This is a genomic window from Actinophytocola sp., assembly GCF_035634895.1.
Taxonomy (GTDB): Bacteria; Actinomycetota; Actinomycetes; order Mycobacteriales; family Pseudonocardiaceae; genus Actinophytocola.
Genome location: NZ_DASQCC010000258.1, coordinates 1 through 10817, shown reverse-complemented (window position 1 = coordinate 10817; position 10817 = coordinate 1). Strand labels below are relative to the sequence as shown.

The 10817-nt window shown below is 71.2% G+C and carries 12 protein-coding genes; 7 read left to right on the top strand and 5 right to left on the bottom strand.

What is annotated here, in order from left to right:
- The coding region (locus VET29_RS40065; protein ID WP_324931337.1) for a LacI family DNA-binding transcriptional regulator at nt 1–332 on the bottom strand (332 nt) is incomplete at its 3' end.
- A 23-nt stretch (nt 333–355) separates the two neighbouring features.
- Between VET29_RS40065 and VET29_RS40060 the strand changes: the two genes are divergently transcribed.
- From VET29_RS40060 to VET29_RS40050, 3 genes are all read left to right on the top strand, one after another.
- Complete coding sequence (locus VET29_RS40060) at nt 356–1201, top strand: SMP-30/gluconolactonase/LRE family protein (RefSeq protein WP_324931334.1); 846 nt, start codon at nt 356–358, stop codon at nt 1199–1201.
- Nucleotides 1198–1563 (top strand): YidH family protein, encoded by a 366-nt coding sequence (locus VET29_RS40055; protein ID WP_324931331.1) that lies wholly within the window; start codon nt 1198–1200, stop codon nt 1561–1563. The genes VET29_RS40060 and VET29_RS40055 overlap by 4 nt, the downstream gene beginning before the upstream one ends.
- A 541-nt stretch (nt 1564–2104) precedes the next feature.
- Nucleotides 2105–2416, top strand: coding sequence for a DUF202 domain-containing protein (locus VET29_RS40050; RefSeq protein ID WP_324931327.1), 312 nt, complete (start codon nt 2105–2107; stop codon nt 2414–2416).
- Here VET29_RS40050 and VET29_RS40045 read toward each other — a convergent pair.
- From VET29_RS40045 to VET29_RS40030, 4 genes are read right to left on the bottom strand one after another with little or no spacing between them, the layout of a single operon-like run.
- The gene (locus VET29_RS40045) at nt 2403–3197 is read right to left on the bottom strand and encodes an MBL fold metallo-hydrolase (RefSeq protein WP_324931322.1); all 795 of its coding nucleotides are present in this window, start codon (nt 3195–3197) and stop codon (nt 2403–2405) included. The genes VET29_RS40050 and VET29_RS40045 overlap by 14 nt on opposite strands.
- Nucleotides 3194–4444: a cyclopropane-fatty-acyl-phospholipid synthase family protein gene (locus VET29_RS40040; protein WP_324931319.1), complete on the bottom strand. Its 1251-nt coding sequence runs from the start codon at nt 4442–4444 to the stop codon at nt 3194–3196. The genes VET29_RS40045 and VET29_RS40040 overlap by 4 nt, the downstream gene beginning before the upstream one ends.
- Nucleotides 4441–5127, bottom strand: coding sequence for a DUF1365 domain-containing protein (locus tag VET29_RS40035; RefSeq protein WP_324931316.1), 687 nt, complete (start codon nt 5125–5127; stop codon nt 4441–4443). Before VET29_RS40035 ends, VET29_RS40040 begins: the two co-directional genes overlap by 4 nt.
- Nucleotides 5124–6374 carry an NAD(P)/FAD-dependent oxidoreductase gene (locus tag VET29_RS40030; RefSeq protein ID WP_324931313.1) on the bottom strand — a complete coding sequence of 417 codons (1251 nt, stop codon included), beginning with the start codon at nt 6372–6374 and terminating at the stop codon, nt 5124–5126. The genes VET29_RS40035 and VET29_RS40030 overlap by 4 nt, the downstream gene beginning before the upstream one ends.
- Nucleotides 6375–6467: 93 nt before the next feature.
- On the opposite strand from VET29_RS40030, the gene VET29_RS40025 reads away from it, so the two are divergent.
- From VET29_RS40025 to VET29_RS40010, 4 genes are all read left to right on the top strand, one after another.
- The gene (locus VET29_RS40025) at nt 6468–7673 is read left to right on the top strand and encodes a cyclopropane-fatty-acyl-phospholipid synthase family protein (RefSeq protein ID WP_324931311.1); all 1206 of its coding nucleotides are present in this window, start codon (nt 6468–6470) and stop codon (nt 7671–7673) included.
- On the top strand, nt 7674–8444 hold the full coding sequence (locus VET29_RS40020) for a DUF1295 domain-containing protein (RefSeq protein WP_324931308.1): 771 nt from the start codon (nt 7674–7676) through the stop codon (nt 8442–8444).
- Between the two features lie 97 nt (nt 8445–8541).
- Nucleotides 8542–9234, top strand: a complete 693-nt coding sequence (locus tag VET29_RS40015; protein ID WP_324931306.1) for a FadR/GntR family transcriptional regulator — start codon at nt 8542–8544, stop codon at nt 9232–9234.
- A 32-nt stretch (nt 9235–9266) separates the two neighbouring features.
- The gene (locus VET29_RS40010; RefSeq protein WP_324931304.1) at nt 9267–10544 is read left to right on the top strand and encodes a sigma-70 family RNA polymerase sigma factor; all 1278 of its coding nucleotides are present in this window, start codon (nt 9267–9269) and stop codon (nt 10542–10544) included.
- Nucleotides 10545–10817: the final 273 nt, after the last annotated feature.

Genomic DNA, 10817 nt, shown 5'->3' with positions numbered 1-10817 from the left:
TGCCGCGCGAACTGCGCCAGCGAATCCTCCCCGCGGTTCACGGTGTGCAGCAGCAGCCCGTAGCCGCGCGCCTCGAGCACGTCGGCGACACCCTGCAGCACGTCACCCATCCACGGCCAGGTCAGCCCCGGCACCAGCATGCCGACCGTCTGTGTCTGGCCGCGCGCCAGCCCGACGGCCCGCGCACTGGGCGTGTAACCGGTCGCGGCGATGACCTCGCGTACCCGGATCGCGGTGGCCGCATCGACCTCGCCCTTGTTGTTGAGCACCCGGGACACGGTGGTCTTGCTGACCCGTGCCCGTCTGGCGACCTCGGCGATCGTCACGCGCATGGCGATCAGGATACGGTCCCCCCGTGGACGTCGATGTGGCTTTGCGTGCGACGGCGAGTCTCGGCGAGGGCCCGGTGTGGGACGCGCGGAGCTCCACCCTGCGCTGGGTGGACATCGAGCGCGGCGAGGTCCACCGGTTCGACCCGGCGTCGGGCACGGACACGTTCTTCGAGGTCGGCGAGCAGGTGGGCGCGGTCGCGGTGCGAGCGGCCGGCGGCCTGGTGCTGGCGTTGAGATCCGGCCTGTACACGTGCCTGGACGACGGCGGCCGCCGCACGCGCCTGCACACGATCGACACCGACCCGCCCGGCGGCCGCGGCAACGACGGCAAGGCCGACCCGTGGGGCCGCTTCTGGGCGGGCACGATGTTGGAGGGCGACGACGGCGCGGGCGCGCTGTACCGGCTGGACCCCGATCACTCCCTGCACACGATGGTCACCGGTGTGGGTGTGTCGAACGGCCTGGGTTGGTCCCCGGACGGCGCGCTCATGTACTACATCGACACGGTGACGGGGGGCGTGGACGCGTTCGACCACGAGCCCTCGTCCGGCGCCGTCGTGCGCCGCCGACGCCTGGTGGACGTCGATCGCGGCTGGCCGGACGGCATGACGGTCGACGCCGAGGGATGTCTGTGGGTGGCGCTGTGGGACGGGTGGGGCGTGCGGCGGTACGCCCCGGACGGCCGCCTGATCACGACCGTGGAGATCCCAGCCCAACGGGTGACATCCTGCGCGTTCGGTGGTGACACGCTGTTTATCACGACGGCCCGGATCGGCGTACGGGACTTCGGCGACCAGCCGTCGGCGGGCTCGGTGTTCGCGTGCTCGCCGGGCGTCGGCGGGCTGCCGGCGGGGGAGTGGGCCGGGTGAGCTGGCCGACGCGGCTGCGGGAGCGGGGGGAGGACCCGGACCCGCGGTTCAGCTTCGCGAACGAGCGGACCTTTCTCGCGTGGATCCGGACGGCACTGGCGTTGATGGCTGGCGGGATCGGGTTGGAGGCGTTCGCGCCGCCGCTCGCGGTGCCCGGGTTGCGGCAGGTGCTGGCGGGGCTGATGGTGCTGACCGGGGTGGCGACGAGCGCGTTGGCGTTCCGGCGGTGGTTGCGCGCGGAGGAGGCCATGCGGGAAGGGCGGTCACTGCCCGCGCCGCGAATCGCGCCGTGGCTCTCGTACGGGGTGGCGGCGGTCGCGTTGGCGATCTTCATCCTGCTGGTGATTGCGAACCTCCGATGAGCGAGCCGCGCGTTCGCACGAAGCCGTGCGCTCATCTGGCGCCCTGTTCGCTGACGGCTGCCTGTTCACCGAAGGACCCCTGTTCGCGGAGGGCTGCCAGTCAGCGGTTGGTGGTCTGTTTGCGGACGGCTGCCTGTTCGCGGTCGGCTTTCTCTTCACGGAGCGCTGCCTTCTCACGGAGAGCCGCCTTCTCACGGAGGGCTGCCCGTCAGCGGCCGGTGGTCTGTTCGCAGACACGAACAGTCCGTTCGCGCGCCGAGGGAGTCCCCCGGCTTCGACACTACGGCACGGGACTGACAGTTTTTGGCGCGAGAACGGTAACCGGCAACAGGTTCACCCACCCAATGCGTGCGAATGGGACTTTCGTGCGCCCGGGGGTCCCCCGGTTTCAACGCTACGGCAGGGGGCTGACACTGCCCGGTGCGAGAACGGTAACTGGCAACGGGTTCACCCGCCCAATGCGTGTGAATGGGACTTTCGTGCGCCCGGGGGTCCCCCGGTTTCAACGCTACCGGAGGGCACCGACGATTTTGGGGTGGGCGTGAGTCGGCCGCCCGGGGTGCAGAACGAGCGGACGTCTCTTGCCTGGGTGCGGACCGGGCTCGGGTTCGCCGGGTGTGCGTTGCTGGCCGGGCGACTCGCGATCGTGCGGGACGAGGGGTGGGCCGTTGGGGCGGCGCTTGCCGCCGCGCTGCTCGCCGTCGGGGTACTCGGCTGGTCGCACGACCGTTACCGCCGCGCCGCACGCCGACTCGCGGCCCGGCGGTCCGTCGACTTCGCGTTCCCCGCCCTCGTGCTCACCCTCGCCGTCGTCGGGGTCGGTCTGCTCGGGCTGTTGCTCATCGCACTCTGACGAACGGCTCGGTCAGGTGCGGTGTCGCCAGCTCGCCCCCGGCCGCCCGCGCCAGCAACCGTTGCCGCGTCTCCCGTGCCAGCACCGGGTCCTCCTCGTACACGTACGCCACCCCCGGCGACACCAGCTGGACCGCGTGCACCAGCACGTCCCCGGTCACCACCACCCGTGCCCCGCCGCCCTCGACGAGCACCGACTGGTGTCCCGGCGTGTGCCCGGGCGTCGGCACCACCGTCACCTTCTCGCCGGTCGGCAGCGTCAGCAGCACCGTCTCCGCGGCCACCGGCGACAGCACCCCCGCCGCCCGCAACGGCTTCACCACGTACGACGCCACCGCGCCGTTCACCCACGCCAGCTCCTCCCGGTGCACCACGTACCTGGCGTTCGGGAACAGCGGCTCGCCCGCCGGGGTCACGGCCCAGCCGCAGTGGTCCGCGTGCAGGTGGGTCAGCACCACGGTGTCCACATCGGACGGATCGATGCCGGTGGCCGCGAGGACGTCGGGCAGCGCGCCCGGCACCGGCGCCCAGCCCTCCGCGGGCGCGCCCACCGGCCCGATCCCGGCGTCCACGAGTGTCACCCCGGACGGCGACATGATCGCGAACGCCCGGAAGTCCAGCAACCACCGCCCGTCCGGGCCGAACGCGTCGGCGTCGAACGCCCTTGCCAGCGCCCACTCCCGCGGTGTCGCCGCCGGGAAACCCACCTCCCACGCCACGAACGGGCCCCGCGCGTCGCGCAGTGCCACCACGGACAGGCGGCCGACCGAACGAGTGCTCACCCCGCTGAGCGTAGGCCGAACTGCCACACGTCCAAATAGCGAGAACGGAACCCGGCCTCCGAGTACGCCAGGTAGAACTCCCACATCCGTTCGAACACCGGGTCGAACCCCAGTGCGTCGACCCGGTCCCACGCCGCCAGGAACCGGGACCGCCACGACGCCAGCGTGCGCGCGTAGTGCGGCCCGAGACTCCGCCGCGTGACGACCGAAAGCCCGGCCCGCGCCGCCTGCGACTCCACCACCGGCACGGACGGCAGGAGCCCCCCGGGGAAGATGTACTTCTGGATCCAGTTGTTCGCGTGCCTGGTCGCCAGCAGCCGGTCGTGCGGCATCGTGATCGCCTGCAGCCCGACCCGTCCGCCCGGCGCCAGCACCCGCGCCAGCGTCCGGAAGTACGCCGGCCAGAACTCCTCGCCGACCGCCTCGATCATCTCCACCGACACCACGGCGTCGTAGGTTCCGGTCGCGGCCCGGTAGTCCCGCAGCTCCACCGAGACCCGGTCCGACAACCCCGCCGCCGCCACCCGCAGCCGCGCGAGCTCCCGCTGCTCGACCGAGATCGTCAGCGACGTCACCGTGGCGCCCCGCCGCGCCGCCCGGATCGCCAGCGCGCCCCAGCCCGTGCCGATCTCCAGCACGCGGCTGCCGTCGCGGACCCCGGCGTAGTCCAGGATCCCGTCGATCTTGCGTAGCTGCGCGGCACACAGGTCGTCGCCCGGGCCGAACCACGCCGACGAGTACGTCATCGACTCGTCAAGGAACACCTCGAACAGCTCGTTCGACAGGTCGTAGTGCCGCTGGATGTTCGACCGCGCCCCGTCCGGCGTGTTGCGCTCGACCGGCGGCCTGCGCACGTCCACGAGGCGCCGCAACGCCTGCAGCGGCGGCGGCACCAGCGTCGCCATCCGCTCGGCGAACGGCGTCAGCGCGGCGGCCAGGTCCGGGCTCTCCCAGTCGCCGGCCATGTACGCCTCGCCGAAGCCGATGTTCCCCTGCGCGCCGAGCCGGTGGAAGAACGGCGCCGGCCGCACGACCCGCAGCAGCGGCCCACCCCGCCCGAGCCGGGTACCGTCCGGAAAGGACACCGTGACGGCCAGGTTCCGCGCCGCGTGGCGAAAGACGCGCTCCGCGATCGCCGCGCGCACCGGCGCGTGCGGCGCGGTGAGCTGCCATTGTTCCGTCTCCCCGGGTCCCGGTGTTCCGGTCGCCGTGGGGACGGAAGGTCCGGTCTGGTCATGCACTGTCATGAAACACCTTCCTTCGGAACGCGCGGTACCACCTTGAGCCCGCGTAGCCACAGCACGACGCCATGCCGCTGGATCAGGAAGCGCACTCGGTGTGGCAGCAGGGAAAACGCGTAGCGGAGCACCCGTATCGGCGTCGCCGGCCCGACTCGATGACCCGTGAGCGTCGCCGTGAGCGCGGGTTCGCCGTTCTGGTGCAGCGCGACGGTCAGCGCCAGCCGCTCGTCGGGCGGTGGCAGCCGCATCCGGTAGTGCCCGGCCACCTCGAAGAACGGCGAGACGTAGAGCTCCTTGTCCGCCTCCGCCCGCCACCGCTCGTCCGGGCGCAGTAGGTAGCAGTGCCGTCCGCCGTAGGTGTTGTGCACCTCGGCCACCACGCACAGCAGCGTCTCGCCCGAGTAGCACCAGAACACCGTGAGCGGGTTGAACACGTACCCGAACGACCGCGGCGCGGCCAGCATCAGCACCCGGTCCGGCGACGCGATCCCCTGTTCCGCAAGCCATTCGGTCACGTTCGCACGGATCGGCCGGTCGGGCGAGCCGAGATGGTCGGCGGCCCGGAACCGCAGCAGTGCCGACCGCGGCAGGTCGTCCAGGTCCACCAGCCACAGCCGCATGTGGTGGGTGAACCGCCGCACCAGCACCTGATGGCGGACGTGTGTCAGCCGTGCCGAGTAGAGAATCACCAGCTCACCCCGAAGGCGGCGGCGGCCCGCACCCCCGAGGCGCACCCGTCCTCGTGGAACCCCCACCCGTGGTAGGCGCCGGCGAAAGCGGTCAGGCCGGTACTCAGTGACGGCAGCAATCGTTGTGCCGCAACGGAATCCGTGGTGTACACCGGGTGCTCGTAGGTCATCTTCGCCAGCACGGAGTCCGGGTGCACGCGGTCGGTCGCGTTCAGTGTCACGACGAACGGCGTCGGGTCGTCCAGGCGCATCAGGCGGTTCATGTCGTAGCTCACCAGGACCTGGTCCGATGCGGCACAGTCCGGCTTGAGGTAGTTCCACGAGGCCCGCGCGCCGGGCGCCGCGGGCAGCAGCGCGGTGTCGGTGTGCAGCCAGGTCTCGTTGCGGGAGTATGAGAACGCGCCGAGCGCCCGCTTCTCCGCCGGCGTCGGGTCGGCGAGCAGGGCGAGCGCCTGGTCGGCGTGCGCGGCCAGCACGACCCGGTCGACGGCGTGGATCTCGTCGCCGTCGTCGCGCACCTCGACACCGTCCGCGTGCCGGTGAACCGACCGCACCGGCGTTCCGACGTGCACCGCGGTCAGGCCCTTGGCCGCCCGTTCGACGTACTCCCGCGAACCGCCGACAACCGTTCGCCACGTCGGTGATCCGTTCACGGAGAGCAATCCGTGATGCTCGAGGAACTCGAACAGATAGCGCACCGGATATTCCCGGCTGACCTTCTCCGGCGCGGACCAGACGGCGGACACGACCGGCAGCAGGAAGTGCTGGGTGAAATAGTCCGAGTACCCGGCGGCGAACTCACCCAACGTCACCGCCGAATCGCCGTCGCGCAGGATCCGCCGTGCGTGGCGGAAGTAACGGGGGACCTCGGTGAGCATCCGCAGGTAGCGGCCCCGGAGCGTGTTCCCGGCACGCGGGAACAGGCCGGGCAGGCCCCGTGCGCCCGCGTACTCGAGGCCGCAGCCGAGACAGCGCACGCTCATCGACATCTCGGAGTCCCGCGTGGGCACGCCCAGCTCGCCGAACAGCCTCAGCAGGTGCGGGTAGGTCCGCTCGTTGTGGACGATGAAGCCCGAGTCCACCGCGACCGTCCGGCTCGTCCCCGGCACGTCGTGGGTGTGCGCGTGCCCGCCGAGGCGTGGCTCCGTCTCGAACAGGTGCACGTCGTAGCGGCGTTGTAGCAGGTAGGCGGCGGTGAGCCCGGCAACCCCGCCGCCGATCACGGCTACCTTCTGAGAGGAGGTCATGCCGGGTGTTCGGCGCGGAAGGATCTCCGGATGGGTCCAATCCGAACCGGTCGGCGCTCCGAACGAGTGGTAGGGCTACGAGAGGAGTCTGAGGTGGGGAACGCGTTCTTCCTGGCTCGCGCGTTGGAGCAGGCTCTTGGCGGAGCCCTTCCGGTCGGTGTCCGGACCTGGGACGGGGGTCGTGTCGGTCCGGACACCGGTCCGGCGGTCGTGCTCAACAACCGGCGGGCGCTGCGGCGGCTGCTGTGGCGGCCCGGTGAGCTGGGGCTGGCCCGCGCGTACGTTACCGGCGACCTCGACGTCGACGGCGACCTCAAGGACGGGCTGCGCCGGTGCTGGTCCGCGGTCCGCGACCGGAAGATCACCCGGCCGAGCCCGGCGGAGTTCGCGCGGCTCGTCGGGCTGGCCGTGCGGGTCGGCGTGGTCGGCCCACCACCGCGCCCACCGGTCCAGGAGGCCCGGCTGACCGGCCGGCTGCACGCGCCCGGCCGCGACCGGGCCGCCATCAGCCACCACTACGACCTCGGCAACGACTTCTACGAGCTGATCCTCGACGAGCACATGGCGTACTCGTGCGGCTGGCACGAGTCGGCCGACACGACGCTCGAACAGGCGCAGCGCGCGAAGCTCGACATGGTGTGCCGAAGCCTCGACCTGTCGCCCGGGTCCCGCATGCTGGACGTCGGCTGCGGTTGGGGCTCGCTCGTCCTGCACGCCGCGCGGGAGTACGGCGCGAAGGTCACCGGCGTGACGATCTCCCGGGAGCAGCACGACTTCGTGACCGAGCGGGCCCGCGCGCAGGGGCTGGACCACCTGGTCACGGTGCGGCTGCAGGACTACCGGGAGGTGGACGACGGCCCGTACGACGCCGTGTCCTCGATCGAGATGGGCGAGCACGTCGGCGAGGCCAACTACCCGGCCTACGTGGGTGTGCTGCACCGCAACCTGAAGCCGGGCGGGCGGCTCGTGCTCCAGCAGATGTCCCGCGGGCGGGTCGCGCCGGGCGGCGGCGCGTTCATCGAGTCCTACATCGCGCCGGACATGACCATGCGGCCGCTGCACGCCACGCTCGCCCACCTGGCCGGCGCCGGGTTCGAGATCCGGCGCGTGGTCGCGATGCGTGAGCACTACGTGCGGACGATCGACGCGTGGGCGGCCACATTGGAGCGGCGGTGGGACGAGGTGGTCGCGCGGGTCGGCGTCGGATGGGCCCGCGTGTGGCGCCTGTACATGGCCGGCGCGGCGCTGGCGTTCGAGGAGAACCGAATGGGCGTCGACCAGATCGTCGCGGTGGCGTGAATGATCGTCAACCTCGTGGTCACCGCGGCGGCCGTGCTCGTGCTGATGCTCGTCGCGTGGGGCGTCGGCGTGCGCAGGCGGCGCCACGACGGCATAGATGTGGTGTGGGGACTGGGTTTCGTGCTCATCGGGGTGGTCACGGCGGTGCTCGCCGACGGTCCCGGCTGGCGGCGGGCGCTGGTCACCGCGCTCGTCGCGATCTGGGGGCTGCGCCTCGCCCGGCACATCCACCGGCGAAACCGCGGCAATCCGGAGGATCGCCGCTATGTGGAGATCCGCGCCCGCGCTCGGGGAAACCCCAACATCTATGCGCTGTACTCGGTATACCTCTTACAGGGTGCGGTCATGTGGGTCGTGTCGCTGCCCGTGCAGTACGCCCAGTACGGCGCCGGCACCTGGGTGGTCGTGCCCTTCGGTGTCGCGTTGTGGCTGGTCGGGTTCGTGTTCGAGACCGTCGGTGACGCCCAGCTGGCGCGGTTCACCGCCGATTCGGCCAACCGGGGGAAAGTGCTGGACACCGGTCTCTGGCGCTACACCCGCCACCCCAACTATTTTGGTGACGCGTGCGTCTGGTGGGGATTTTTTGTACTCGCGTGCCATTCTTGGCCGGGTCTTGTAACGGTGGTGGGTCCGGCAGCGATTACGTTCCTCCTCACCCGGGGCACCGGGAAACCATTGCTCGAGAAGTCGATTCGCGACCGCCGGCCGGGCTATGCCGAATATGTGGAGCGCACCAGTGGATTCTTCCCCGCTCCGCCCAAGAAAGCCTGACCAAAATGGCAGACATTCTGTCGAATGTCGCTAACATGTGCGAGTGGCAGCAACAGGCGCGGGGACGCCCAGGAGGCCGGTCAGACGCAGTGACAAGGTGTCAGAGGCCATCGCGCGAGATATCGTCCGCAGGATCGGGGCCGAGGAGCTGACGCCCGGCACGCAGCTGCCACCGGAAGCCAAGATGCTGGAGGAGTACCGCGTCGGCCGCGGCTCGTTACGTGAAGCGTTACGGATCCTCGAGGTGCACGGGCTGATCTCGATCAAGCCGGGACCGCGCGGCGGCCCGACCGTCGACCAGGTCCACACGGAGAACTTCGGCCGCATGGCCACGCTGTACTTCCAGATGGACGGGGTCACGTTCGCGGATCTCGTCGACGCGCGGGTGGTGATGGAGCCGACCCTCGCCGCGCTGGCGGCCCAGCGGCCCGACCCGCAGCTCGTGGGTGAGCTGTCCCGGTTCACCGGCTCGACGCGCACGGACGACGACGAGTACGCCCGTGAGGCCGACGACTTCCACCGGCTCGTGGCCGCCATGTCCGGCAACCCGGTGATGACCCTGTTCGGCCAGTCGCTCACGGACATCCTGCGCGACCGGCTGTCGCCGCCGCTGTTCCCGAAGTCGCGGCGGGTGGCGGTGCTGGCCGTGCACACCGCGATCGCCGAGGCGGTCACCGCGGGCGACGTCGCGTCGGCCGAGCACCTCATGCGGGAGCACATGACGGAGTACGCCGCGTATGCCAGGCGCCGCCACCCCGGCCTCATGCGTGAGGTCGTGGACTGGCGTTGACCGGATCATCCACAACGGAGTAGGCAGTAGCGGTGAGTCTCGATCTCGACCTGAAGTCCGACGCCGAGCTGATAGCTGATGTGCGTGCCGGAGACTCCGCCTCGTACGGGGTCCTCTACGAGCGGCACCTGGCCGCCGCCAAGCGGGCCGCGGCGTGCCTCGCGAACACGGCCGCCGAGCGCGAGGACCTCGTCGCGGACGCCTTCACGCGGGTGCTGCGCGCGCTGCGCGAGGGCGGCGGTCCAAACGAGGGGTTCCGGGCGTACCTGCTGGTCACGATGCGCAACGCGGCGATCAGCACCTCGCGGGGTGCGAAGGTGTCGCTGTACGCGGACGTGCCGGAGACGGACGTGCCGCGCCCGGGCGACGACCCCGTGGTGCACCGCTGGGAGGCGACGACCGCCGCGGCGGCGTTCGCCAGCCTGCCCGAGCGGTGGCGCACGGTGTTGTGGCACACCGAGGTCGAGGAGGAGACGCCGGCGCAGATCGCGCCGCTGCTTGGCATGCGGCCCAACGGGGTCGCGGCGCTGGCGTACCGGGCGCGTGAGGGCTTGCGGCAGGCTTACCTGCGTGCCCACCTGCCCGACGTCGAGAGCCGCGAGTGCCGCGCGACGGTGTCGAAGCTGGCGGGCTGGGTGCGGCGCAGCGTGCCGGTTCCGTTGGGGCGCAAGATCACCCGACACCTGGCGGTGTGCGCGGACTGCCGGGCGCGTGCGGACACGCTGACCAGGGTGAACGAGGAGCTGCGTGCGTCGGTGGCGCCGGTGTTGCTGGGTACCGCGTTCGCCGCCGCCTACGCACCGGTCTCCGGCGCCGCCGCGGTGTCGGGGGCGGTCACGTCGGGCGCGGTGGCCGTGAAGACCATGCTGGCGAAGATCGCCGTGGCGGCCGCCATCGCCGCGACGGCCGTGACCTCGGTCGCTTCGTCCCCGACCATCGCCGGCAGCGATCCGTTGCGGGTCCCGGCCCTAGGCGCCCCAACCGGCTCGACGGACACGATAGAAGGCCCGACCCCGGTCGGCGGCCCGTCCAGCACGCCAGCCGACACCCCGGGTGACACCTCCGGCAACACCCCGGGCGACCTTCCCGGCACGACCGCCCCGCCGACGACCACGGCCCCACCGACCGCCGAACCGGCGGCGGCCACCACCGAGCCGACGGTCACCCCCACGGACACGAAGGCCGAGGCCAAGGCGGAGAAGGCAGCCGCGAAGGCCGAGAAGAAGGCCGACAAGCAAGAGGCCAAGGCAGAGCGCCAGTCCGAGAAGCAAGCCGCGAAAGAGTCCAAGAAAGCCGAAAAGGGCAAGTAACCCCCCACCACCCACAGGCCCCGCGTAGCCCCACCGCGAGCCCCGCGTCGGCCCACCGCGAGTCCCGCGTTGGCACAGCGCGAGTCCCGCGTTGGCACAGCGCGAGTCGCGCGTTCGGCCACCGCGAGTCCCGTGTTGGGCCACCCGCGAGTCGCGCGTTGAGACAGCGCGAGTCCCGCGTTCGGACGTACCGAACTGTGGGTTCGTGCAGACCAAGGCCGGGGCATGTGCACGAAACCGCAACTCGGTGTGTTTGAACGCGGGACTCGGTGT

Coding starts and splice junctions, on each gene's coding strand:
- VET29_RS40030 (WP_324931313.1), bottom strand. CDS start 6,374: ATGACCTCCTCTCAGAAGGTAGCCGTGATCGGCGGCGGGGTTGCCGGG.
- VET29_RS40040 (WP_324931319.1), bottom strand. CDS start 4,444: ATGACAGTGCATGACCAGACCGGACCTTCCGTCCCCACGGCGACCGGA.
- VET29_RS40020 (WP_324931308.1), top strand. CDS start 7,674: ATGATCGTCAACCTCGTGGTCACCGCGGCGGCCGTGCTCGTGCTGATG.